Here is a 22,710-nt window from a genome sequence, read left to right on the forward strand (position 1 = left end):
TGCCAACCTGCTATTTATACCGACCGTCGTACTCACCCACAGGTGATGGGCTTCTGGGATACGGTGCGTGCCAGCACCGACGAGACGATCAACGTCAGAGACGACTTGAGCGCTGGCACGAACGTGACACTCCACTTTCTGTTCCTCGGCGGCCTTGCGTGAATTTCCGGACAGCCATTTCTCTTCCCCAGCCTCGGCCCCTCCGCGTATCTTCTCGCAACCGGCGAGACAGAACGGGCGGAAGGGGCGTATCACGTCATCGGCGGTCACGCCGTTGCAGCAGTCTGCGGGCTCATCGCGTACGTCCTCTTCGCCGACGGTATCATCGTCGTCGACGCCTTCGAACACGGCGAGCCCTTCTCGAGTGAGGTCGGTCGACTCGTTATCAGCGGCATCGTCGCGATGTTGCTCACAACAGTTGGCATGCTCTGGTCGAATACGAACCATCCCGCAGCCTGTGCGACGACGCTTATCGTCGCGCTGGGGCTCATGTCGACGCTTCTCGAGGTGACGATCATCGTCATTTCCGTCGCGCTCCTCGTCATCTTCCACAACACTATCGTCGACCACGTACAGGAGCTCTACGGTGTTAAACCCGAAGATCCTCGATAGCCTCTCGAAGGCGACCGATATCGCCGTTTTCGACGTCGAACAGCCCGTCGACTTCTGGCCAACCGTTTTACCGGTCGACGTGGTGGATCCGCTACAGTCGATGAGCAACTCGAATGCGGGCGACACTGACGGTGGGTCGGCGAGCGGGCCGGGTGATACGGAAAGCACCGAGCGCCTCGGTGGGGTGAAACTGTGGCTCTTGCTTCGGGTTAACCGACTCGTGCTCACTGGTGTGACCCTCGCAATCGTCTTCGTGGTTCTGGTCGTCGTTAGTCAAACCGGCCTGACGCCACTTCGGGAAATCGTTGCCAATCAGGACGGGCTGGGGTTCTTCTTCACCTCGTTCATCGGTGCGATTATCACCGGCACTTCCATCGTCGTCACGATCAACCAACTCGTGCTCTCACAGGAACTCGGAGCAGTGGGAAGTCAACGCAGCCGGATGCAGGAGTCGATCGAGTTTCGACAGGATACCGAGGCCACAGTCAGTGAAGACATCAGCCCGCCCGAACCGGCCGGCTTCCTCTTCGAACTCGTCGACGGTGTGCAGGAGCGAGCGAACGAACTCGAGTCCGCCGTCGAGGACGAGCGCGACGAGGAGCTACGGGAGGCAATCCACGACTACACCGGTGACGTCCGCGAGAACGCGATACACGTCAAGGAGGACCTCGAAGAGGCGCAGTTCGGCACGTTCGCGGTGATCTGGGGCGCGCTCAGGTACAACTATTCACGGAAGATTTACGACGCGCGCAAAATCCGTGTCGACCACCAGGACTCGCTTACCGAGGAGGCAAACGAACGACTCGAAGAGATGATCGAGACGCTCAAACTGTTCGGACCGGCTCGCGAGCACTTCAAGACGCTGTACTTCCAGTGGGAGCTGATCAACCTCTCGCGGTGGCTGCTCTACGTCTCCGTTCCCGCGCTGGCGGTGATGGCGATCCTGATCATGTACGTCGACGCGAGCACGTTACCTGGAACCACACTCGGCGTCGACAACCTCGTCTGGATTACGAGCGCGGGCTTCGTGGTCGGCATCTCCCCGTTCGTGTTGTTCATCGCGTACATTCTTCGAATCGCGACGATCGCAAAGCGGACGCTCGCGATGGGGCCGTTCATCCTCCGGGAGTCCGAACGGGAGGAGGATCTGGGCTGAATTGCCTCGCTGGGTTCTGCTTCGATTCCCGTGACAACACGTTTGCCAGAACAGTTGCCGGTCAGCCACTGACGGCTGGTCACAAGGCACATGTACATCTACCGTCTTGTGAGCAGTAGCTATGGACATTCACGGCGAGACAGCGTTCGTTACCGGCGGGAGCGTCGGTATCGGTCGACGGATTAGTCTCGAACTCGCGAGCCACGGCATTACGGTCGTCGTCGCGGATCTCGAGGAATCGGCGCGCCAGGAGACGGTCGCCGAAATCGAGGCTGCAGGTGGGTCAGCGACCGAAACCCACCTCGATCTCACCGATCCCGAGAGCGTTTCCGCGGCGATCGAGACGGCCAGAGACCAGGTTGGCCAGCTCGACATCCTCGTCAACAACGCCGGTATCGCGGGACCGACAGCACCGATCGAGGATGTCTCTCTCGAGGAATGGGACGAGACGCTGTCGGTCAACCTCCGCGGTCCGTTCCTCTGTACGAAGGCAGTGCTCGAAGAGATGAAGAATCGAGAGTACGGCCGCATCATCAACATTTCCTCGGCGTCGGGCAAGCGGGTGGTGCCCGAACGGAGCCCGTACACGAGTTCGAAAGCGGGGATTCTCGGTCTCACGCGGACGGCGGCAGCAGAGGGTGGACCACACGGCGTCACGGCGAACGCAATCTGTCCGGGGTCGGTCGAAGGGCCACGGATCGAGGCCGTTATCGACAAGGAAGCGGTCACCTCCGAAAAATCACGCGAGCAAATCGTCGCCGAGAAGGAAGGGAAGACACTCACCCACTCGTTCGTCACGCCGAAAGATGTCGCACAGACTGTCTCGTACCTCTGTTCAGATGCGGCGGACCGAATTACGGGTCAGGCACTCAACGTCTCCGGCGGGAAAGTGACGTATTGAGTGCTGGAGTGTGAATCTATACGCCAACTGCCACAATGTCGTCAATTGTCACTGACGAGATCCTGCCCACAGAGCGGTGAGCAGCACGACGGCGATGACGGTAACGGTCACGCCGGCTCCAAATCCGGGGAGCGGGGACGACTCATCGCCGCTTCCGTCGGTTTCCGACCCCGTTGCGTTGTTCTCGCCATTTGCCGTATCCGTACTCGTCGCGTTATTCCCGACATCATCGGTTCCCGTATCCGATGGTCCGGTCCCGTTCTCGTCGTTCGGTGTGGCGTTCGGATCGTCGTCCGACTCCGCGACGGTGACCGCCTGCAGCGTGTCGATCTCTGCAGTGAACTGATACGCCGTCGCCGTTTCGTCGCTCACTCTTGTTTCTGATTGCTCCCACTCACCGTCCGCGACCTCGAAAAGCGCGATCGACTCAGGTTCGAGGCCCTGTGCCTCCAGGTACGCTCGGTCGACGCTGAACGTAACGGTCGCCTGCGCCCCCTGGACCGGGTCGTCGCGTAGCGTCAGCTGTGACAGCGGGTCGGCATCGACGGGCGACGATGGGTCCATGTCGGGGGGTGCGTTTGCAAAGGTAAGTGAAACATCTCCGTCGATATCAGATACTGTGATCTGATCGAACCGAATCGCGTCGGCCGTGCCCGTCGTCGGGTGCAACGTGACGGTGTCGGCTGGGTCGGCGTCCGTAACGTCGGCCGCAATCCCGGTTGCGGTTCGGTCGTACGTTATCGAGGCGTCCGCGCACGTTCCAGTTCGGATCGTGACCGGCTCTTCGAGCGATGGCAGCGCCGTTCGCTCCGGATTATCGGCGTCGCTCGACAGAACGTCCCACGCGTCGACCGTTCCTGGCGTATAGAAGTCCGGATCCGGGTGGTCGTGGTTCTCGTGGTTCACTGTCGCCTCGTGGTTGAACGCTGGGTGCACCGTGACGGCGAATTCGTCGTCGAGTCCGCCCTGGATCGCACCGCCGCCGGTTCGGTCGCCGCGCTGTAGCCACGTGGCGCTCGCCCAGCCGTCGCCGCGGTGGAACTCGTCGAGATTCGTCACGTCGTCGTACGCGTCGTTCCTGACGACCCACTCGGAGTCGTCGGGCAGACCGGCGAGGTCGAACGTCGCGTAAGTTGGATCGCCGTTTCCGTCGAGCTGTCCGTGGATCATGACGAGGCTCACTCCGTTCGGCCCCTCGTGGAGGAAGAGAACGCTCGTATCGTCTTCCTGGAGGTGGGTCGTTCCGTACGAACTGTAGAGGTTGTCGTCCGTCTCCGGGTGCGTTTCGTGATCTCGGTAGTCGTAGAACGCTTCGATCGTCTCACCGGACTCGAGTGGTTCGATCGGCTGGCAGAACTCACCCTGCTCGACGACGTACGTCTCGGCGTCCGGCGGCGAGACCGACGATGAGTGGTGCGACGAGTCAACAGGTAGTTGGCCCGCCCCTGCAACGCCGGCAACGGCTACCAGTCCGACGGCTACGAGGAGGATAGCTGCGAGACATCTCATGGCTCGGTACGATGGCCACTGCTCGAGATGCTGCCGTATCGTTCTGACGGGTGTCGCACCGGGACCCAGGATGTGACACGTCGTCCAGCCGTTTGACGTCCGAAGAGTCCGTCTACTTCCATCACGCTCCGTCTCGGGGTGGTGTCCTATAGTTAGCTGCCCGTTACTTCGAGCTATGTGATACATTCCGGACGCCGGTGCCGGATCGTGTCCAGCGTGACTGAACGGTTGCGTGGCTGTCTCCACCGGCGACACCGGACTCACGACCGACTTCGCACTGACCGCTGTCTGTCAGTGTAACTGATGACCTAGTCTACAAATGTCAGATGAGGTCACTGAAACGTCGATAATCGATAGTTGGCAGTCCCCTGTCTGTGTCCTACAGCGGGGCCCCAACCAACACCAGTTTCGCACGCTCGTCACCGCGGTTGTGCAACTGACGGCTTTCCTCCGGATCGAGCCGGATCGCCTCGTCCGTCGAGAGCGTCACCGTCTCGTCGTGGTCAGTGAGATCCACGTCGATTTCTCCCTCGACGACGTAGTACACCTCCTCCTGGTCGGTGTGTGTCTCGTCGTGCTCCTTGCCCTTGCCGTCGGGCTCTAGTTCGAGAATCGAGAGGCCGAGTTCGCTTGTTCCCAGTTCGTCCTTGAGGAACCACATGCCGCCGAACTCGTCGGGAACGACTGACTCTGGATCAGTTTTCGCTGCGGTGTCGTAGCCCATACTCGATGCTCCATTTCCGGTCCCTAAATTGGTGTGGGTACCCGGTGTGGGTCGCCTGTTTTGGCCCGTGTCGCCTGTTTTGGCCCGTTTTCGTGGCTCATACCGACCCCGACACCAACTTCGCCACCGACGCCACCACTGACACTAACCCCACTACCGACGCCACCACTGACACCAACACTGCCACCAACGCCACCACTGACACCAACACTGCCACCAACGCCACCACTGACACCGACACTAACACTAACACCAACACCAACGGCACCACTGACACCAACACCAACACCAACGGCACCACTGACACCAACACCAACCTATACCACCATCCCCTACACCCACCAACAGCCGTGATCGTCGTCATCTGCGGGCCCCCAGGTGCCGGAAAAACAAGTATCGCCACCCGTCTTCGCCAGGCACTGGTACTCGAGTACCCTACCCACACAATCTCGCTCTTTCACTCGGATGACTACTCACGACGTACGTACGAGCGGCTTTATGAGGAGGTGCGTGAGACAGGGTGCGATGAGATTGCGATCGTCGACGGGACGTTTTATCGGCGACGATGGCAGACGCGATTTCGGTCGCTATCGGACGTGCGGGTTCGGTTCGTGTACGTGACGGCGAGTCTCGAGACGTGTCTGGCGCGAAATCGCGCCCGTGCTGAAGCGGACCGGATCGACGAGCAGGGGGTGCACGTGGTGTATCGCGAGTTCAGCGAGCCGGCTGCGGACGTGCGAATCGATACGGACGAGTGTTCGGTGTCGGAGGCGGTCGAGCGAGTGGTGGCTGCAGTCCGGACGTGGATGTAGGGTTCGGACGTGGATGTAGGGTTCGGACGTGGCTGTGAGGTTCGGTCGCGGGTGAAGTCCAGCCGTGCAATCCGGATGGGGACCAATCTGATTCGTGGGCTCAGGGAAGGAGACGGTCTAGCAACGGAATTTCGTGTGGTAGTTGTCCTGGTGTCTCGTTCGCTGGAAGGGCGTCCCAGCCGAGGGTATCGGTACTGGGGTCGGCGTCGGTTTCGAAGCCGGCCTCGGAGACGGGTGGTTGCTCACGGTACTCGGCTGGCGGGGCGTCGTGTGCGTAGACGCCCTCGGGGTGGTCTATCGTCCAGACGTGTAGCATGCAGGGTGTGCGACACGGCAGCCTGACCTCGCCATCGGCAAAGCGTTGTTCGTAGACGTGCTGGTAGTACCACCACGCGAATCGGCCGGGGAGGCCGGCGTGGTAGTGCCAGGGAGAACAGCGGTCTTCGTGGTCGTCTGGTGGGGTGCCGTGGCCATGGCCATGGCCATGGTCGTTGTCGTCGTCGTGATCGTGACCAGGGCCATACCCATCCTCTTGCGTCTCGTTGTGGTGTGGTGCGTCATCGTGGTGCGGTCCGTCATGTCCGTGACCGTCGTCGTTTCCATGACCGTCGTCGTATCCATGACCGTCGTCGTGTCCATGACCGTTGTCATGTCCATGTTCCCACTCCCCATCGAACTCGTCTGCGACGTCCGGACCGTGGTGTTCCCAGGATGGGTGCTCGGCGATTTCGTCCCTGTCGTCTCCGTTCTCCGCTCGTTCGTCATACACTGCCGGCGGTGGCTCGACCGGTTCGCCGTCGATCGTCGCAATAAACATGACGCCGATCGAGCGCCAGGAGTCGTTGTCTACCAGCACCGATTCCGGTCGCTCCGGATCCAGCATCGCCTCGTCACCGATATACTCCGGATGCAGCCAGTGTGACCAGCCATCCTCGTCGGCCACGTCGAGCGTATCGAAGTATGGTTTGAATCCCGCCTCGAGTAACGCGCCGGCGTCAGGATACTCGCTCTCGAGTGTCTGCTCGACAGCCTCCCGTAGCTCGATCGTCACCGGATGGTCATCAGCACACCCGTCCGTGCTCGCGCCCGCACAGTAGCCCATACTCGGTCTGATCGTCGCGTCGGGACACCGATCGAGTGCGTCCCGAAGCCCCGCTTCCCCGGTGGTTTCAGTTGCACCTGTGCCACTCACTCTCCCCGCTCCGAGCACCGGGACCGCTGCCGCGCTCCCCGATGCTTTCAGTACTGTTCGCCGAGAGACGTGCTCTTGTTTCTGGTCGTCCTCACTCATGCCAGCATCACCACAGCAACTGGCGTTGTAAACTATGTTGGCGGTCCAAGAGACCGTCTTTTCTATCGAAAGCGCGTGTCAGCAGAAATGGCTACACGACGTCCGTCGACGTAGTGAGTCGACTACTCGAGTCGGGCGCCGGTTCCCGGCACGTCGAGTGCGGCGAGATCGATCGTGCCGTTCGGCATCGGGACGCCGTCGTAGGGGTCTTCTGCGAGCAGCAGCGAGCCGTCGAGGTCGGCGTAGTCGAGCATCGGGGCGAGGTGGCAGGCTGCCGCGATGGAGGCGTTCGACTCGTTCATACAGCCACACATCACCTGCATGCCGTGGGCGCGGGCGGTGTGAATGATGCGCTTTGCTTCCTGCAGGCCGCCACACTTCATCAGTTTCAGGTTCGCGATGTCGTACCGACCTGCGATCTGGGGCACGTCGTCGACCGTGATACAGGACTCGTCGGCTGCAATCGGCAGCGCCGCGTTCTCGTAGACGAAACGCTGGCCCTCGACGTTCTCCGCGGGGATCGGCTGCTCGACGAACTCCAGGTCGAACTCGGCGAGACGCTCGATCTTCGAGACGGCTTCGCGAGGCGTCCAGGCTTCGTTGGCATCGACGTAGAGGCGCGCGTCCGGCGCGACTTCCCGGAGCGTTCGGATAATCTCGATGTCACGGTCGGTACCGAGTTTGACCTTCAGGGTGCCGTAGCCGCGCTCGACGGCGGTTTCGGTCTTCTCGCGCATCGTCTCCGTGTCGTCGATTCCGATGGTGTAGGAGCTCTGGATCGTCTCCTCGGCATCGAGTCCCCAGTACCGGTACAGCGGCTCGTCGTGGCGCTTCGCGACGAGGTCGTGCAGCGCGATGCTGACTGCACAGCGGGCCGACGGATTGCGTTCGACGGTTTCGCGCATCCGGCGCTCGATGCGGGCGAGTTGCTGGGGATCGTCCTCGTCCTCGACGACGGCAAGCAGATCCGGCAAGAGCGCTTCGACCGTATCGAGCGTCTCACCGTAGTGTTCGGACGGCCCTGCGCCGCCGATGCCCACGTTGCCCTCGTCGTCCTCGATGTGAACCGTGACGGTCTCCGTTTCCGTCTTCGTTCCGCGGGAAATGGTGAAGGGGTACTCGAGTGGCAGCGTGCGCCGCTGGAAGCTCGTCTCGAGGCTCATAGCAGCACCTCCAGGACCTCGTCGGTGTCCTGACGGATGACGTCGACGGCGGGTGCGCCGAGCTCGTCGGCGTAGGCGTCGACGGCCTCGCGGGCTGCCTCGTCGTCGTCGAGTTCGGCCGTGTTGAGTGCGCCGGCGACGATTTCGGTCTCTGTCTCGGAGACGGGTGCAGCGAGGTCCTCGTAGAGGTCGACGTAGGTCTGGATCGGTGGGAGCGAGACCGATTCGTAGCCGTGGATGGCCTCGCGGCCGGCCTCGTCACAGAGGACGAGTTTGTCTGCCATTGCGCCGTGGAGAATGCCACAGGTGACCGCCGAGTAGGCCGGGTGGACGATGCTGCCCTGGCCCTCGACGAAGAGGTAGTCGTGTTCGTCGCCCTTCTCGAGGATCATCTCTTCGACTGCGCCGGCGGTGAAGTCCGAGACGACGCGGTCGACCGGGTTCCCCCAGCCTTCGATCATGATGCCGGTCTGGCCCGTCGGGATGATGGCCGCGTCGTAGCCGGCGTCTCGAGCGTCGCGAGCGAGTTCCATCGAGACGGTCATCTTGCCGACCGCACAGTCCGTGCCGACGGTGAGGATGACTTCCGCGTCGACCTCGTCTGCGATGCCCTGACTCACGGTCAGGTCTTCGGGCGGTTTGCGCACGTCCTGTAGCTCACAGCCGTGTTCGTCCGCGAGCGCGCTGAATTCCTCGTCCTCCGAAAGGAAGTGGTGCAGTCCCGAGATGACGTCGCAACCGGACTCGAGTGCGGTCCGAATATCGTCGCGCCAGCTCTCCTCGAGGCCGCCGCCGATAGGAGCGATACCGATGATGAGTGCGTCGAGGTCGTCGTCCGCGAGGGCGTCCATGCTTTCGACGATTGGGGCGTCCTGGACATCAGGGACGTAGTCGGTTACCTGGTCGCCGGCCGTGTCACGGTCGAGGACCGCGGCCACGTCGTAGTCGGCGTACCGGAGGATACCGATCGCCGTCTTGGCCCGCCCGGGGAACTGTTCGTGTGCGAGAATTGCGACGCGCATACCGACGAATGCACTGGGGGGTACTTAATCTTGGAGTTCGCAGCAGGCGATGACTGTTTCCTCCCGTCGTGTCTCCCGTGAGCTGTCGTTTCCGTAACTCGACTGGACTCCGACCACCACAGTCGACTGGCTGCTCGCCACTACAGCACTGACAGTTCAGTCGTCCAGAACGAGCCGTAGGCGTCCTCGAGTGCATCCTTCGGATCGCCGGTCGCGTCGACGGCTGCGGTCGCGTCCGGCTCGAGTTCCGACTCGTCGGCGAGCGTCTCGATGACGCCGCGCTGGCCCGTCAGAAAGAGTCGCGCGTCGGGTTCGTCTGCGAGGACGTCCGCGAGTGCGTCACGGCAGTCGTCGAGGTGGTCGTCGATCTGTCCGTCACGAATCCGCTCGAAGCGGGCCTGCGAGAAGCCGCCCTTGGAGTGACTGCCCTTCACGTCGCTCTCGAAGCCGCGGTAGGCGACGCGCTCGTCGCCGTCGTAGACTCCGACTGCGAACAGGTCGGTTCTGACGAGCGCGAGCACCGAGCGGCCGGTCGGCAGGAACCACTCGCGCTCGAGTGTGAAGCGGTCTCGCCAGCCAGATTCGAAGTTATTGGCGCGGGTGGCACTTGCGCTTGCGCTGGCGCTGGCGTTGGCATTGGCGTTGGCGCTGGCGTTGGCGTTGCGATTGCTGTTTCTAGTGTCACTGCGACCACCAGCACTCGAACCTAACTCGCCCGGCAACACCGGCGGCTCGAGTACCACCGAAACCAGCCCAGCGTCGTCGACACAGAGCAGACACGGCGCGGCCTCGTCGACGAGTACAGTTCGTTCGCCGAGCACAGCCGCGAGATCGCTGTCGAACTGCGGCCCGTGTCGCTCGCGTTGGCCCGCCGACCCAAGGTCGTCCTCAGCCGACACCACCGCCGTCAACGCACCTTCCGGCTCCGTCCGCACCGACTCGAGCCGATCGAGCACTTCCTCGAGTCGTCCACCGCGAAGCGTCTCCTGACGGGTGTACTCGAGTCCCGTCGTCGCCGCGTCGTCGTCTTCCAGGCGCTCGAGTTCGCCCTCGAGTTGCGCGATGCGGTCTTCGAGCCGGTTGACCGCCGCTTCGGCCTCCTGTTTGGCCGTTGCGGCGTCGGCTCGGCGCTCGGATTCGGCCTCGTAGCGCGCTTTTAGACTGTCCCGTTCCTCCTCGAGTTCGTCGATGCGCTCCTTTAGCGACGCGCGGCCGAGCAACTCATCGAGCATCTGACCGAACAGGCGACCCGAGAGTACTTCTAAACCTAGGTTCCGGCACCCGGGAAGTCGTCCTCGAGACTCGAGTCGGCCCCGTCACGGTGCTGGTTCCTGCCCATCTGACCTCCCTGTCCCAGCCCCGGGAAGAACGACAGCAACTGCGTGGCACACTCACGGCGTGCGAGTAGTACCTCCCGCAGGGAGGGTGGATTTCTGATTTCGGTGTCTGAGAGCACTGATTCGGGAAGGGCGAGCGTGTCCGTCGGGACGGCAGCGTCGCCGTGGACAGGGAAGTGCTGGGTTTCGAGTTTCATCACGAGCGGTGTATCGAGCGGTTCGACGCCGTCACCGGTTGCGTACACCGCTTCGTTGATCCGCTCGTGCTGATCGCTGTGCATGAGTGCGTGGTCCCCGTCGGTCGGAGTCACGTAGAGTCGCCCGAGGTAGTAGTTCCGCGAGAAGGCCTCGAACATGACACTAGTACCCATGGTCTGGAGTGGCATAACTATTATCGGACAAGCTTATCCCGGTCCGCTATCAGCGTCTTTTCAGGTTCCCCAGCACGTGTCGCCCGCTCCTGTTTCACGGTTCATACTGTTTTCAGCCGCTGATTTCAGTTCTGCACGGCCGAATCTGGGGAGTTCGTTTCGCGTTTGCACAACCGTTTAACCGTTCAGAACGCGCGGTATCGATCACCGTTGGTGATTGAACGGTTCGAACGAAGGTTCGACTTTTTAGGGTGTTAGGACAGAGATGAGGTGAATACGATGAGTACTACTCGGGTCGTTGGTTTCGTCTTCCTCGCCGTCCTCGGACTAACGGTTGCACCCATTGCGGGTGCAGCCATCGTTCCTGCAACACCCGACGAAATGGGCGACGTAGACACACAGTCCCAGACAGTCACGAATTTGGCCGCCGAGACTGCAACGAGTGATGCGGACGCCTCGGTGACAGACTCGGACTCAGACTCAGACCCGGACTCAGACCCTGACCCAGGCCCAGGCACAAGCGCAGATTCGGACTCGGACTCGAGTACGAACCCGAACACAACAGTCGGTGACTTCGTCCAGTCGACAGCCGCAGACGCCGAGCACACAGTCAATGATGGACTGTTCGACGTGACGTACGACGCGGCCGACAACGAGTCGAAAGCACAACTCGTCGAGGAGCGCACGGCATCGTTCGACGACCGACTCGCCGAACTCGAGGCCGAGCGTGCAGAACTGCGCGACCGGAAGGAGGACCTCTCCCCGGCTGCGTATCAGGCACGGTTGACGCGGTTGACTGTCGAAATTGCCTCGTTGAACGACTCGATCGAGCGAACGAAGCCGAAAGGCGTCGCGGCTGGTCACGATCCGACACGGTTCGAAACGCTCCAGGAGAACGCGTCGGCGCTTGCCGGTCCGGAAGTTGCGACGACCGCGCAGGGACTGCCCGGCTTCACGGATCATCCCGGTGTGGGTGGCGGTCCGCCGGCGCACGCGGGTTCAGACAGCCACACCCAAAAACCGGTTCAGGCGGAGTCGAATAGTTCCACGCCGTCACACGAAAACGCTGCTGGAGATGATGCTCGCGGGCAAGGGAACGGACAAGGTGAGCAGCATTCCGGGCAGGGAGTCGGTGACAGCGATGCACAGCGCGACGTTTCCCCTGGTCAGTCGGGAAATCACACTGATTCTGGCGCATCCGACGAATCTGGCGATGCGTCCGATTCTGGTGCTAATTCTAGTTCTGGTTCTGGCTCTACCTGAACCTGATTTGTCGAACAGGCGTACCGATGGCTGAGCCACACAGCTGTTACTCCTATCCTGTGACGGACTCGGAGTTACTGTCGGAGTAGATACACCACCGTCGCGACCCAGAATGTCCCTGCAAAGGCGTAGATCGCGTCACCGGCCGGGTTCACGGAACCGAACTGAACCGATGCCAGCAGGTACGACAGAGCGGCGACTACCAGGGGACCGCCAACGTACGGAATCCAGTTCGCCACCGGGCTGGCACCTGAGTCGGTGTTCGCGCGTACATCGCGAACGAGGACTGCCGGCTTGACCTCCTCCTCCGCGTTCACGCGGAGGAGGAGGTCAATTGCCTGTCCGGCCTCGCCACGACTGAACAGGAAGGGAACGAACGGGAGGAACAAAAAGAGAAGAAGCGTATCCAGAACGACCCAGGCGGCAATGCTCACGGCGATACCGAACAGCAAGCCGGCGAGCGCAGTGGATGTTCGAGCTGAGAGTGACACTGAAACCACGGGCGTGGCAGATGGCGGCTACTGCGAGGATGCGAGACAACGGATAGGATGTGACCGCACACTGTAACATTGCATTGGTCTACCGCAAGCGGTGTGCAGTGCGAGTGGAGACCCTCTCTAGAGGTCGACGTACTGCCCTTCCCAGTCCCGGCGCGCCTCGAGTTCCCGACGGCCACGACGGGTGAGCGTGTAGAAGTTCGTCCGCCGGTCGCGGTGTCCCTTCTCGACGAGTCCCTTGTCGACGAGCGTATCCAGGTTCGGGTAGAGACGGCCGTGATGGATTTCTTTCTCGTAGTAGTTCTCGAGTTCCTCCTTGATTGCCAGTCCGTGGGGTTCCTCCTCGCCAGCGATGACGTATAGCAGGTCACGCTGGAATCCTGTCAGGTCGTACATTGGGAAAGTACCACCTGCACTTACTGTCGAATTTTAATAAGGGTGTCGGGTTGTTTCGAACGAAACTGGGGTATTACCAGCGAATATAGTCGTTTCATTGAGTTTCGATTGATAACACCCATGACTGATTCGACGTGAAAACACACATAATGAGCCGTTCATGTTTACGGTTCGTCGTTTCCAGAACCGAATATTTGATCGCGGTCTGACGACACACTCACACGTACAGTAAGCACTCCACGTTCAAATCGACTCGGCCTGTCCGCGACAGACGAACCAGCAGCTCAGCAATGTAGTAAACAGGAAAGCAAATCGCGTGACGGGAAAAACGTCACGCGATTGCTTGCCGCCCTGAATTGGTCCCCGCTGACGCTTCGGCCCTCCAAGCGAAGCGTCACCAGAAAGATTCTGCTGGGACCACTTAAATGTGACGACACACTCCCGTTTCGTGATGTGTTCCACCCGCCTCCAGCAGACCGCGGGGGTCACATGTGTTCTTCCTCGAGTACCCAGCCAAGCGCACGCTTGTAGTAGGTAAACATCTGCTCGACGCCGTCGTGATTCATCTCGTCGCTCTCGAGGTGCTCCGTCAGGAACTCGTACTGCTCGCGAATCTCTTCTTCATCACGCATACGATAGCATACACCCGACAGACAAAAAAGGTCGCCGGGATAGCAGGGCGACCAGTGATACAGCCCGTTGTAGTTTGGTACGGGTGATCGCTCCACCTGTCAGAGCGATCACCGACAAAGCGCTACAACGACCCGTATAAGCCGAGACGAGTTTCCAAGCAACCCGATCACACTCCGCACCGAAATCGATGCTGATTGCCCGTTCGTCCGCATCGACGTCGACCGTACTCGAGTTCGGTCGACTGGCTCCTGGGCACAGGATGGAGTGGCGATCGGGTCAGTCTGTGGTTGGCGGGTGAATGGGTGTGAGAGCGTCGGAACCCGCAACCGCTCGTCCCGGTAACGCAGTAACGATTTGTTAGCGTTTCCGTGGCTCTCCGTTCTCGTCCGCTGTCGTCGTTTCAGCTAGTAGTCATTCGTTTGTTTTCACAACAGTCAGCAACCGCGACGGATGAACGGGGACGTGATCAGCCACGTTGTGGCTGCTCGCTACTCGTCGCCGCCAGTTGCATCTGTGAGGAGACTATTCGCAACTTAATTGTAGGCTCAGTGCAATGTTCGTGTGTGAACCGTCGGATTGCCCTTGGTTTCGTTCTCGCCCTCCTCCTCCTGGGCGTCCTGATTCGCGTTGTCGGCGGCCAGGCCGTCGCCGGAGAGTTCTCGAGTGCCGACTATCGGTTTCTCGGACTCGCGGTCGGATCGGGGCTGCTTGCACTGGCCTTTCGTGCGCTCGTCTGGGACCAGTTCCTCTCGGTCGTCGACGACACGCTGCCGCGGATACGAATCGTCGCGCTCTTTCTAAGTGCGATGTTCATCAAATACGTCACACCCTACGGCCAACTCGCGACCGAGCCGTTCGTGGCCTATCTCGTGTCACAGCGCGGCGAGATGGCCTTCGAGGACGGGCTAGCCAGCGTGTTGTCTGCGGATCTGCTAAACTACGTCCCCTACTACACCTACGGGTTCGTCGCACTCGGTGTGATCCTCGTCACTGGCGCGCTCGGGACGGATCTCTCCTTCCAACTGCTCGCGTTCACCGGCCTGTTCTCGGTCGTTGTCGGCGTCGTCTTCGTCACGATTCGTCGCCCATCGGTCGTCTATGCGCTAGTCCTGTGGCTGACCGCCGGGATCCGGAGACTCCTCTCTCGGTTCTCGACTCGGTTCGAAGACCGATTTGCGAAACAGACCGTCCGTTCGCGACTTGACGGCTTCTACGGAACGATCGACACGATATCAGCAGACCGGATGGCCCTCATCGCCGCTATCGTCTTCGCTCACCTCGGCATGCTCTTTCTCATGTTGCCGGTCTACCTCGGCGGACTCGCACTTGGCTACCGGCTCGCACTACCGGTCGTCGCACTCGCCGTCGCGTTCGGAAAACTCGGCACAGTCATCCCCGCCCCCGGCGGTACCGGCGGCGTCGAAACGATGGTGACCGGCGTCCTCGCGACACTCGGCGGCCTCGAACTCGCCACCGCGCTCACGGTCGCACTCATCTACCGGCTCAGCACCTACTGGCTCACCGTCGGTGTTGGCGGGCTCTCCGCAGCCGCAGTGTTCCTCCGTGGCCCGCAACCGGAAGCGAACCCCGATTCGTAGTTCGCCCACAGACGGTACGGGAAACGACACTCTGCAACACCGGTGTTGACCACGACTCCGTGAGGACTTTTTGTACCCCCACCGTAGATGCCCGCATGAAGATTCGGGGCGAACGCAAGTGCAGGGACTGTGGTACTCGCTGGTCCTACTACGAAACCGGCAGCATCGACTGCCCAGGTTGTGGCAGCCTCCGCAGTGTTGGGACCGACGACCGAACCGAGCACACCGATCTACAGGTCCCGTTCGACCTCACACCCATCCGCTCCGACATCGACGACACGTCGACCGGCGACCTCGCCGACCGCGCCCGCGATCGCTGTCGCGAGTACGTCCGCCAGCGCGGCTTCGTCAACGCCGGCGACCTCCGCGACCTCGACGACACCTACCTCGCCGCCATCGAACTCAGACACGTCGCCGACGTCGTCACTCGAGAACTCGAGTACGGTGCCTCGCTCGACGACCGGGACGAACTGTACTTCCTCTCGTTGCTCCGGGACGCCGACACCGGCGAGCGCCCGCCGGTCGACGACGTGCCACCCGGGCTGCAGGCGGCACGCGGTCTCGCTATGGCAAACGCCGTCCAGGAGTATCGCCGCGACGTTCGCACGTGGCTCGAGGAGGGAGAGACGGGACGAACACAGGAGGAGTTGGCGAAATCGGAACGGCAGGTACTCGAGTCCCTCGGCGAGCACGTCAAGCGGATCCGACTCCTGGATGGTGACATCGAGCCGGAAACTGCGGATCGGCTGGTCGAAGCGACCCGCGACCTGGCAGACGGGCTTCGCGGTGACGAGGTGGTACTGGGGCGGGCGCAGGATCGGTTGGAGCGACTCGAGGCAGAAATCTGACGCTGACTTTCCCCGTGCTCAAGGCAGCGAAACGTCGATTCCTTCCTGCAGACTCGCGGCTTTGACGGTGTTGTACAGCAACATCGCGCGCGTCATCGGACCGACACCGCCTGGCACCGGCGTGATCGCGCTCGCCTGTTCTTTCGCGCTCTCGAACTCGACGTCGCCGACGAGTTCGTACCCCTTCTCGGTATCTGCATCGACACGATTAACGCCGACGTCGATGACGACCGCGTCGTCGCCGATCATCGAGCCGTCGATCAGTTCCGGTACGCCGACCGCTGCGACGACGATATCCGCACTGCGAGTCTTTTCGGCCAGGTCGTCCGTTCGGGAGTGACAGACCGTCACCGTCGCGTTGCCGTCGTCGGCCTTCTGGATCAACAGATTCGCGAGCGGCTTGCCAACGATATCCGAACGGCCGACGATCGTCACGTCTTTGCCCTCGATCTCGACGCCAGCGGACTCGAGTAGCTTCTGGACGCCGTGGGGGGTGCAGGGACGGAAGCGGGCGTCGCCGGCGACGAGGCGACCGACGTTCTCGGGGTGGAAGCCGTCGACGTCCTTGGCAGGGTCGACGCGACGGATGACCTCGCGGTAGTCGACGTGGTTCGGGACGGGGGCCTGGACGATGTAGCCGTGGACGTCGTCGTTCTCGTTGAGCGCGGCGATTTCGTCGTACAGCGTCTCCGGGGAGGCGTCGCCGTCGACGTCGACGTGGTAGCTCTCGATGCCGACCTCCTCGCAGTCGCGCTGTTTCATGTTCACGTAGGTTTCGCTGGCGGGGTCGTCGCCCATCAGCACCGTCGCTAGCCCGGGACGCGCGCCCGCATCAGCGAGCGTCTCGATAGCGTCGGTCAGGTCCTCGCGAATCTCGCTCGCGACGGCGTTGCCGTCGATGATCTCGGTCATTACTCGAGTTGCCGGCTGGGATGCTCATTAATGCTCGGGTTTGTGCCCAACACTACACCCGTTCCGGCCAAATATATACAAGTATGTGGTCATATTCTGTGGTGGGGGCCCCAATACGGACACCAGTACACGGAGCCGGCAACCGGCCCACGACGCCCCATCTGTTTTGGCACCCGGGAAAATACGTGCAAGCGAGTATGGAGTACACGACGCTCGGAAACACCGGAACGACCGTCTCGAAGCTCTGTTTTGGCACCTGGCGCTTCGGCAAGAAGCACGGCGACACCGTCGAAACTGACCGCGAGGAGGCCCACGAACTGCTCGATGCAGCCTGGGAGAACGGCATCAACTTCATCGACACGGCGAACGTCTACGGCGACCCCGACGGCACCAGCGAGGAGTGGATCGGTGAGTGGCTCACAGACCACGACCGCGAGGACTTCGTCATCGCCTCGAAGGTCTACTTCTCGTTCGACGGCTGGGGCGAATCCGGCCCGAACGACTCCGGACTCGGGCGCAAGCACATCCGCGCCCAGATCGAGGGCACCCTGGAGCGACTCGGGACCGACTACCTCGACCTCTACTACATCCACCGCTGGGACGAGGACACCCCGATTCGGGAGACCATGTCCGTCCTCACCGAACTCGTCCGCGAGGGGAAAGTCCACTATCTCGGTGCCTCGACGATGGCCGCCTGGCAACTGACCAAGGCGCTCTGGACCAGCGACGTGGAGGGACTCGAGCGTTTCGACGTCACCCAGCCGATGGTCAACGCCGCCCATTACGACGCTGTCGGCGACTACCTCGACGTCTGTGCCGACCAGGAGCTGGCAGTCTGTCCGTACTCGCCGCTTGCCGGCGGCTTCCTCACCGGCAAGTACGAGCGTACCGAGGACGGCGGCGTCGAGGCTCCCGACGGCTCGCGGGGGAATCTCGACGACCTGTTCGAAGATCGCTACGCGACCGACCGCGCGTGGGACGTCCTCGATGCCGTCGAATCCGTCGCGAGCGAGGTCGAGGCCACGCCGGCACAGGTCTCGCTGCGCTGGCTCATCGAGCAGGAGCGGTTCACGTGCGTCCCTATCGTGGGCGCGCGCTCGCCGGACCAACTCGAGGAGAACGCCGGCGCGGTGGAACTCGAGTTGACCGACGAGCAGTTCGAGCGGATCGACGAGGCTCGTGGTGGGATTCAGTAGCCGGCTCGAGGGCCAAAACGTGGAGAGTTAGAACAGCGGTGTCGTCACCACGAGCGCGTCAACGAGAATCGCGACGAGCACAGCACCGAGGAAAGCGTTGGAGGCGTGGAACGCGCGGAACGCCGCGGCCTCGGTCTGTTCGAAGTGGAGGACGATGGCGGCCCAGAGGAAGACGCCACCGAAGATGACGACCGTGCCGGCGTAGAGCGCGCCGAGGTCGGTGATCCAGGCGAGTGCGACCGTGCTAGCGAGCGTCGCGGCGAGATAGTAGATGATGTGTTTTCGCGTCTCTGTCTCGCCGCGGACGACGGGCATCATCGGGAAGCCACCGCGGGCGTAGTCGTCCTTGTACGCGAGCGCGAGGTTGTAGAAGTGCGCCGGCGTCCAGAGGAAGATGACGCCTGCGAGGGCGAGTGCGGGCATGCCGATTTCGTTCGTCACGGCGGCCCAGCCGATCAGTGCCGGCAGCGCGCCAGCGAGCCCGCCAATGACCGTGTTCTGGACCGTGTTCGGTTTGAGCAACAGCGTGTAGACAACGCTGTAGAACAAGATTGCGGCGAGTCCGAGGGCGGCCGCGAGCATGTTAATCGTCAGGAAGACCGACAGCGACGCTGTCGTCAGGAAGAGCCCGAACAGCATCGCGTTGCGGACCGGAATCAACTCCGTGGCGAGCGGTCGGTCCGAGGTTCGGGACATTCGCTTGTCCACGTCGCGCTCGAGGACGTGATTGAACGTTCCCGACGCGCCGATTGCGAGCACACCGCCGCCGAGCGTGGCGAGGATGACGTCGAGCGTAAGCGCGGGGCCGGCCGCGAGCGCCATCCCTGCCGCCGCGACGAGACATAGCAACCACATCAGCCGCGGCTTCATCATCTTGAAGTACGCAAAGGCGGTGAGTCGAGCGCGAGCGAGACGGCTCTCGGGCAGAGAGCGTCCAGTCGTCGTGTCATCGGCGGCTGGTGTTGGTTCCGGTTCCGGACTCGATGGCTCATCCGTTGGCACTTCCGTCGGCGCACCGAACTCGAGTCCATCGTCGGTCTCGGAACCGGTCGCGAGTTCGAGGTCCCAGGCGAGCGCGAGAACGATTGTCGTGAAGATTGCGAGGCCGAGCCCAAGGTGGAGCCCTGGAACGACCGCAGCGGGGCCGAGAACCGCCGTTGCAGCGCCGACACCGATCTGGACGGCGTACAGCAACGCACCAGCGAAGATAGCGACCCGAACGCGACGCGTAACGTCGCCGAACAGGGTTGCGATAGTCGTCGCAGCGACGAGGAGGCCGACGAGAACGGCCGCCAGCCGGTGACCCCAGGCGACGACGAGCTGGGTCTGATTCAGCGGATCGGCCGGCGCGTGACAGGTCGGCCACGTCGAACAGGCCGCGGCAGCGTCCGTCAGCGAGGTCGTCGCGCCGACGATCAACAGGAGGTAAACGCCGAGCGCAGTCGCTGCGAGCAGTCCTGAAAAGCGGCGGCGTGTCCGGATCGGACGGGGAAATGACTCAGATTCGGTTGCCACGGCTACTCGTCTATACCCTTCCACTCCGTATATTTATGGCTCCCGTTTTTGCCGGCTGTGCTATCGGTTTCCCACGCCGTCGTAGGCGAACGTGTTCGAGATGGGGACCGTAGTTACGTGTAGTTACATGCCCATATCGTCGGCCGCCTCAGGAATCGGCAGGTCGTGCTGTGAGACGCCGAGCAATTCCGCCACGTGATCGAGCGCCATATCGAAGCCGTAGTAGCGCTCGAGTTCGTCGCCATCTGCGGTCGGTCGCACCTTGAGCATGGCGTAGCCCTCGATATTCTGAGCGATGGCCGCGGTTCCAGCCGCACGCGGCGTTGCAGTCACGACCGCATCGTCGTCATCGACGCCGGCGACGAACTCGAGTCGGCGCTCGGTTTCGGTTTCGTCGTAGGTGGCACGGATGCCGTTGGCGGTGGCGGTTGTCGTATTCGTGCTGGCGGAAGCGGTGTCCGTGTCAGCGTCCTCGGTCATACCCCTACTCGTGGGCCAGTCACCGGGAAAGTATCGGTTCGTCTGCGATGGAGTCACAGGCTGGTGACACGAAAGCGGGGGAGAACTGTACGACGTCGTGACATCGTGACATCGTGGCGAACAGCGAACGTGCGACCACGAACCGATATTCCTTTTTTCCCACCGGCTGACGGTTCTCGCGTGACAGGAGCCGAGTCACGGTCGTCCGCCTCGCCCTCCGGTCCTATCGCCGAGTTTCGACTAACTCGAGTCATGGCGCTCCAGTGGCTCGTCGTCTCAGTCGTCGGCTTCTTCGCGCTCGGCTACTGTCTCGCTCACCTGCATGCGCTCTTCCGGGGCGAACGGCTCGAACAGGTCATCGTTCCCGCTCTTCCACCAGGGACGTTTCTGTTCTGGCTCGGGCTCGCAGCACTCGTCCTCGGATTCGTCGTTGTCCTCCACGAGGGCTGTCACGGCCTCTTTATGGCCCGTTACGGCAGCGACCCGTCCTACGGGATCGGCTTCTCCTACGCGCTCTTTCCGTACGCCTACGCAGCCGTCGGCGACGAGTGCTTCACGCGGAATCAACTGTTCGCCATCCTCGTCGCGCCGTTCGTCGTGATTACGGTGGGCGGTCTCGCGATCATGGCCGCCGCGCCGGAACACGTGCTCTCCCTGCTACTCATCCTCGCACTCGCAGCGAACGGTGCTGGTTCGGTTGGCGACCTCTGGATGGCCGCCGTCTTGCTCCAGTACCCGAGTCGCGTCCGGGTCGACGCCCTGCCGGACAACGACGTGCAGGGGTTCGCGATTTACGATCCTGAATCAGGGCCGACTCAGGGCTCCGAAACGCGACACCTCCCCGGAATGACACACCTTTCGCGCATCGCTACAGGAGCAGTCGCGACGCTCGCACTCCTCGGGACGACTGCCATCGCCCTCGTCCTCGTCTCGCTCGCTGCCGGTTCCGGTACCGTCGAAATAGTCACCGACCGCCTGCTTCTCTTCCGACACGAAGTCGACTCGAGTGGCGTCGCGCGATTCGAACTCGGCGAGGCGCTATTCGCGGGTGTCAGTCTCGCTGGCGGGCTCTGCTGGGCCGGCCTCGGCGCGGTTCGTGACCACGTCGTGCGGTGACCGGCCGCTTGTGAACCGTAACGCTCGTGCACCAATCCCGTCGAGAAGAGCATATGAGCAAGTGGCTCCAGAGCGGACGTCGGCGTGATATCTGTGTCCTTCTCGCAGCAGCGGCTCCCAGTAGCGAACCGGACGATAACGAGGTCGACGACACTGACGGGACAGACACCCGAGGCGAACTGCGCGGCCAACAGCTCAAGTCCCAACTCGAGTCCCACTACGACGACCGAATCGAACCGAAGTCGTTCTACGGCACGCTGTCGGCACTCGTGGACGCGGGATTCGTCGAGAAGCGAACTGAAGGCCTACACGACGTGTACGCGCTCACGGAGGCGGGCGAGCGGCGGTTGTACGACCATTACGAGTGGATGGGGGCGTGTCTCGACGCCGACGACTGATCGGGAGAGAAGCGGCGGTTATGTGGATCGGTCCTGACCGATCAGGAAGCCAAGCACCCCGCCCGGCAGCGTGAACGGCCACGTGACGGCCAGCAACGCGAGGACCGAGAGGAGTTCCCCCGTCCCGCCGACGCCGGATCGCCACCGCTCGCGCCGGAAGCCAACGCCGAGAACGAACCCAACGGCCGGCAGGACCCAGACGGCTGTTCCGAGAAGGTCACCAGTGACTGTGGAGAGTTCGATGCCGACGAGTGGAATTTCGTGGACGGTCGTGAGTGAAACACCCGCGAAACTCCCGTCGTAGGCGGCCGTTGCCAGGAGAACGCCCGACCAGACGCCGACGACCGCCCATGCGGCGCGGGTCGTCAACTGTACCGTCCCGCGGGTGGCCAGAAGCCCACCGAACGCGAGCGCCAGCGCGCCGGCGAAACCAACCGGGATTCGGAACTGCTCGGGAAGAACGGGCGGTGAGCGCTCGACCGTAACGGTCGTCAGCAGATACTCCGTCTCCTCAACTGTAGCGGTCGGTGGACCGGTCTCGGACAGCCCAGTCATCGGGACTGCCGCCTCGCTCTCGTATCGCGGCCAGTCGTGGCCACCACCCTGATCGGCGTGGTGCCAGCCGCCGGGGAGGTCCTCAGCCGACTCGAGTGTCGCGACTGCAGACCCCACAGCCGTTCTCGTCTCTGGCGGCAGGTCCTCCACCGGAACGGCCGTCGCAGCATCCGCCGTGATCGGCGTCTCACTCGCACGCAGTTCGTGTGCGTCGCCAGCGTGGTGCGGCCAAAGGTAGAACGGGTTGCATAACAGCCCGATTCCGAAGAGAAGCAGGAGGGCAACTCGAGTACGCGTGGACATCGCTCGTTTTCTGCAGTACGTTCGTGTAAGATAGCTGTATCGAACAGGCTGTGAGAGCGACGGTGGCGGACTCGAGTACGAAACGGACCGGCGGAGTGGGAA

Annotated in this window: 23 protein-coding genes and 1 pseudogene; 10 read left to right on the forward strand and 14 right to left on the reverse strand. The window is 62.3% G+C overall.

All coding sequences use genetic code 11. The features are described 5' to 3' along the window. Positions 1-45: 45 nt before the first annotated feature. From NMAG_RS10950 to NMAG_RS10960, 3 genes and pseudogenes are all read left to right on the forward strand, one after another. A pseudogene (locus tag NMAG_RS10950) lies at positions 46-612 on the forward strand (HPP family protein). Between the two features lie 100 nt (positions 613-712). After that, the gene (locus NMAG_RS10955; protein WP_191219379.1) at positions 713-1,768 is read left to right on the forward strand and encodes a hypothetical protein; all 1,056 of its coding nucleotides are present in this window, start codon (positions 713-715) and stop codon (positions 1,766-1,768) included. Positions 1,769-1,889: 121 nt separating this feature from the next. Next, positions 1,890-2,669: an SDR family NAD(P)-dependent oxidoreductase gene (locus tag NMAG_RS10960; protein ID WP_004215597.1), complete on the forward strand. Its 780-nt coding sequence runs from the start codon at positions 1,890-1,892 to the stop codon at positions 2,667-2,669. A gap of 48 nt (positions 2,670-2,717) precedes the next feature. Here NMAG_RS10960 and NMAG_RS10965 read toward each other — a convergent pair whose 3' ends face one another. Then, the gene (locus NMAG_RS10965) at positions 2,718-4,178 is read right to left on the reverse strand and encodes a PGF-pre-PGF domain-containing protein (protein ID WP_004215596.1); all 1,461 of its coding nucleotides are present in this window, start codon (positions 4,176-4,178) and stop codon (positions 2,718-2,720) included. 379 nt (positions 4,179-4,557) lie between these two features. Continuing rightward, entirely contained in the window at positions 4,558-4,902 is a 345-nt protein-coding gene (locus NMAG_RS10970) for a cupin domain-containing protein (RefSeq protein ID WP_004215595.1), read from the reverse strand. 92 nt (positions 4,903-4,994) lie between these two features. Between NMAG_RS10970 and NMAG_RS22710 the strand changes: the two genes are divergently transcribed. Then, positions 4,995-5,714: an ATP-binding protein gene (locus NMAG_RS22710; RefSeq protein ID WP_004215594.1), complete on the forward strand. Its 720-nt coding sequence runs from the start codon at positions 4,995-4,997 to the stop codon at positions 5,712-5,714. A gap of 100 nt (positions 5,715-5,814) precedes the next feature. Here the strand turns inward: NMAG_RS22710 and NMAG_RS10980 are convergent, their stop codons facing one another. The 5 genes from NMAG_RS10980 to NMAG_RS11000 all read right to left on the reverse strand — a co-directional run bounded on the left by NMAG_RS10980 (position 5,815) and on the right by NMAG_RS11000 (position 10,883). Next, positions 5,815-7,005, reverse strand: a complete 1,191-nt coding sequence (locus tag NMAG_RS10980) for a twin-arginine translocation signal domain-containing protein (RefSeq protein ID WP_004215593.1) — start codon at positions 7,003-7,005, stop codon at positions 5,815-5,817. A 122-nt stretch (positions 7,006-7,127) separates the two neighbouring features. Next, complete coding sequence (locus NMAG_RS10985; protein WP_004215592.1) at positions 7,128-8,168, reverse strand: dipeptide epimerase; 1,041 nt, start codon at positions 8,166-8,168, stop codon at positions 7,128-7,130. Then, positions 8,165-9,190, reverse strand: coding sequence for a DUF1611 domain-containing protein (locus NMAG_RS10990; RefSeq protein WP_004215590.1), 1,026 nt, complete (start codon positions 9,188-9,190; stop codon positions 8,165-8,167). The genes NMAG_RS10985 and NMAG_RS10990 overlap by 4 nt, the downstream gene beginning before the upstream one ends. Positions 9,191-9,330: 140 nt before the next feature. Continuing rightward, positions 9,331-10,422, reverse strand: coding sequence for a Vms1/Ankzf1 family peptidyl-tRNA hydrolase (locus NMAG_RS10995; protein ID WP_004215589.1), 1,092 nt, complete (start codon positions 10,420-10,422; stop codon positions 9,331-9,333). Positions 10,423-10,457: 35 nt separating this feature from the next. Next, complete coding sequence (locus NMAG_RS11000) at positions 10,458-10,883, reverse strand: DUF5802 family protein (protein WP_004215588.1); 426 nt, start codon at positions 10,881-10,883, stop codon at positions 10,458-10,460. A 294-nt stretch (positions 10,884-11,177) separates the two neighbouring features. On the opposite strand from NMAG_RS11000, the gene NMAG_RS11005 reads away from it, so the two are divergent. After that, entirely contained in the window at positions 11,178-12,161 is a 984-nt protein-coding gene (locus NMAG_RS11005; RefSeq protein ID WP_004215586.1) for a hypothetical protein, read from the forward strand. A 74-nt stretch (positions 12,162-12,235) separates the two neighbouring features. Here NMAG_RS11005 and NMAG_RS11010 read toward each other — a convergent pair whose 3' ends face one another. The 3 genes from NMAG_RS11010 to NMAG_RS22110 form a co-directional block, all read right to left on the reverse strand. Continuing rightward, positions 12,236-12,652: a hypothetical protein gene (locus NMAG_RS11010; RefSeq protein WP_012996665.1), complete on the reverse strand. Its 417-nt coding sequence runs from the start codon at positions 12,650-12,652 to the stop codon at positions 12,236-12,238. Between the two features lie 126 nt (positions 12,653-12,778). Beyond that, on the reverse strand, positions 12,779-13,054 hold the full coding sequence (locus NMAG_RS11015) for a PadR family transcriptional regulator (protein ID WP_004215584.1): 276 nt from the start codon (positions 13,052-13,054) through the stop codon (positions 12,779-12,781). Positions 13,055-13,539: 485 nt separating this feature from the next. After that, positions 13,540-13,686: a hypothetical protein gene (locus NMAG_RS22110; RefSeq protein ID WP_004215583.1), complete on the reverse strand. Its 147-nt coding sequence runs from the start codon at positions 13,684-13,686 to the stop codon at positions 13,540-13,542. A 564-nt stretch (positions 13,687-14,250) separates the two neighbouring features. On the opposite strand from NMAG_RS22110, the gene NMAG_RS11020 reads away from it, so the two are divergent. Further along, on the forward strand, positions 14,251-15,285 hold the full coding sequence (locus NMAG_RS11020) for a lysylphosphatidylglycerol synthase transmembrane domain-containing protein (protein ID WP_004215582.1): 1,035 nt from the start codon (positions 14,251-14,253) through the stop codon (positions 15,283-15,285). A 95-nt stretch (positions 15,286-15,380) separates the two neighbouring features. Further along, positions 15,381-16,133 (forward strand): DUF7117 family protein, encoded by a 753-nt coding sequence (locus NMAG_RS11025; protein WP_004215581.1) that lies wholly within the window; start codon positions 15,381-15,383, stop codon positions 16,131-16,133. 18 nt (positions 16,134-16,151) lie between these two features. On the opposite strand, the gene folD is transcribed toward NMAG_RS11025, so the two are convergent. Next, the gene (folD, locus tag NMAG_RS11030) at positions 16,152-17,045 is read right to left on the reverse strand and encodes a bifunctional methylenetetrahydrofolate dehydrogenase/methenyltetrahydrofolate cyclohydrolase FolD (RefSeq protein WP_004215580.1); all 894 of its coding nucleotides are present in this window, start codon (positions 17,043-17,045) and stop codon (positions 16,152-16,154) included. Between the two features lie 197 nt (positions 17,046-17,242). Here folD and NMAG_RS11035 point away from each other — a divergent pair, with 197 nt between their 5' ends. Further along, positions 17,243-18,241, forward strand: a complete 999-nt coding sequence (locus tag NMAG_RS11035) for an aldo/keto reductase (RefSeq protein WP_004215579.1) — start codon at positions 17,243-17,245, stop codon at positions 18,239-18,241. Positions 18,242-18,268: 27 nt separating this feature from the next. Here NMAG_RS11035 and NMAG_RS11040 read toward each other — a convergent pair whose 3' ends face one another. Further along, positions 18,269-19,756, reverse strand: a complete 1,488-nt coding sequence (locus tag NMAG_RS11040; protein WP_004215578.1) for a heme o synthase — start codon at positions 19,754-19,756, stop codon at positions 18,269-18,271. Between the two features lie 123 nt (positions 19,757-19,879). Then, positions 19,880-20,236 (reverse strand): DUF7111 family protein, encoded by a 357-nt coding sequence (locus tag NMAG_RS11045; protein ID WP_004215577.1) that lies wholly within the window; start codon positions 20,234-20,236, stop codon positions 19,880-19,882. Positions 20,237-20,488: 252 nt separating this feature from the next. On the opposite strand from NMAG_RS11045, the gene NMAG_RS11050 reads away from it, so the two are divergent. Both NMAG_RS11050 and NMAG_RS11055 read left to right on the forward strand, forming a co-directional pair. After that, a complete protein-coding gene (locus tag NMAG_RS11050; protein ID WP_004215575.1) occupies positions 20,489-21,352 on the forward strand; it encodes a DUF3267 domain-containing protein in 864 nt (287 codons plus the stop codon). Positions 21,353-21,405: 53 nt separating this feature from the next. After that, positions 21,406-21,750 carry a PadR family transcriptional regulator gene (locus NMAG_RS11055; RefSeq protein ID WP_004215574.1) on the forward strand — a complete coding sequence of 115 codons (345 nt, stop codon included), beginning with the start codon at positions 21,406-21,408 and terminating at the stop codon, positions 21,748-21,750. Positions 21,751-21,768: 18 nt separating this feature from the next. On the opposite strand, the gene NMAG_RS11060 is transcribed toward NMAG_RS11055, so the two are convergent. Beyond that, entirely contained in the window at positions 21,769-22,608 is an 840-nt protein-coding gene (locus tag NMAG_RS11060) for a hypothetical protein (protein ID WP_004215571.1), read from the reverse strand. Positions 22,609-22,710: the final 102 nt, after the last annotated feature.

This window comes from Natrialba magadii ATCC 43099 (genome assembly GCF_000025625.1).
Classification (GTDB): domain Archaea; phylum Halobacteriota; class Halobacteria; order Halobacteriales; family Natrialbaceae; genus Natrialba; species Natrialba magadii.

Coding starts and splice junctions, on each gene's coding strand:
- NMAG_RS11000 (WP_004215588.1), bottom strand. CDS start 10,883: ATGTTCGAGGCCTTCTCGCGGAACTACTACCTCGGGCGACTCTACGTG.
- NMAG_RS11035 (WP_004215579.1), top strand. CDS start 17,243: ATGGAGTACACGACGCTCGGAAACACCGGAACGACCGTCTCGAAGCTC.
- NMAG_RS11060 (WP_004215571.1), bottom strand. CDS start 22,608: ATGTCCACGCGTACTCGAGTTGCCCTCCTGCTTCTCTTCGGAATCGGG.
- NMAG_RS11050 (WP_004215575.1), top strand. CDS start 20,489: ATGGCGCTCCAGTGGCTCGTCGTCTCAGTCGTCGGCTTCTTCGCGCTC.
- NMAG_RS10960 (WP_004215597.1), top strand. CDS start 1,890: ATGGACATTCACGGCGAGACAGCGTTCGTTACCGGCGGGAGCGTCGGT.
- NMAG_RS10955 (WP_191219379.1), top strand. CDS start 713: ATGAGCAACTCGAATGCGGGCGACACTGACGGTGGGTCGGCGAGCGGG.
- NMAG_RS10985 (WP_004215592.1), bottom strand. CDS start 8,168: ATGAGCCTCGAGACGAGCTTCCAGCGGCGCACGCTGCCACTCGAGTAC.
- NMAG_RS11055 (WP_004215574.1), top strand. CDS start 21,406: ATGAGCAAGTGGCTCCAGAGCGGACGTCGGCGTGATATCTGTGTCCTT.
- folD (WP_004215580.1), bottom strand. CDS start 17,045: ATGACCGAGATCATCGACGGCAACGCCGTCGCGAGCGAGATTCGCGAG.
- NMAG_RS11005 (WP_004215586.1), top strand. CDS start 11,178: ATGAGTACTACTCGGGTCGTTGGTTTCGTCTTCCTCGCCGTCCTCGGA.
- NMAG_RS10965 (WP_004215596.1), bottom strand. CDS start 4,178: ATGAGATGTCTCGCAGCTATCCTCCTCGTAGCCGTCGGACTGGTAGCC.
- NMAG_RS10980 (WP_004215593.1), bottom strand. CDS start 7,005: ATGAGTGAGGACGACCAGAAACAAGAGCACGTCTCTCGGCGAACAGTA.
- NMAG_RS10990 (WP_004215590.1), bottom strand. CDS start 9,190: ATGCGCGTCGCAATTCTCGCACACGAACAGTTCCCCGGGCGGGCCAAG.
- NMAG_RS11025 (WP_004215581.1), top strand. CDS start 15,381: ATGAAGATTCGGGGCGAACGCAAGTGCAGGGACTGTGGTACTCGCTGG.
- NMAG_RS10995 (WP_004215589.1), bottom strand. CDS start 10,422: ATGCTCGATGAGTTGCTCGGCCGCGCGTCGCTAAAGGAGCGCATCGAC.
- NMAG_RS10970 (WP_004215595.1), bottom strand. CDS start 4,902: ATGGGCTACGACACCGCAGCGAAAACTGATCCAGAGTCAGTCGTTCCC.
- NMAG_RS22110 (WP_004215583.1), bottom strand. CDS start 13,686: ATGCGTGATGAAGAAGAGATTCGCGAGCAGTACGAGTTCCTGACGGAG.
- NMAG_RS11045 (WP_004215577.1), bottom strand. CDS start 20,236: ATGACCGAGGACGCTGACACGGACACCGCTTCCGCCAGCACGAATACG.
- NMAG_RS11015 (WP_004215584.1), bottom strand. CDS start 13,054: ATGTACGACCTGACAGGATTCCAGCGTGACCTGCTATACGTCATCGCT.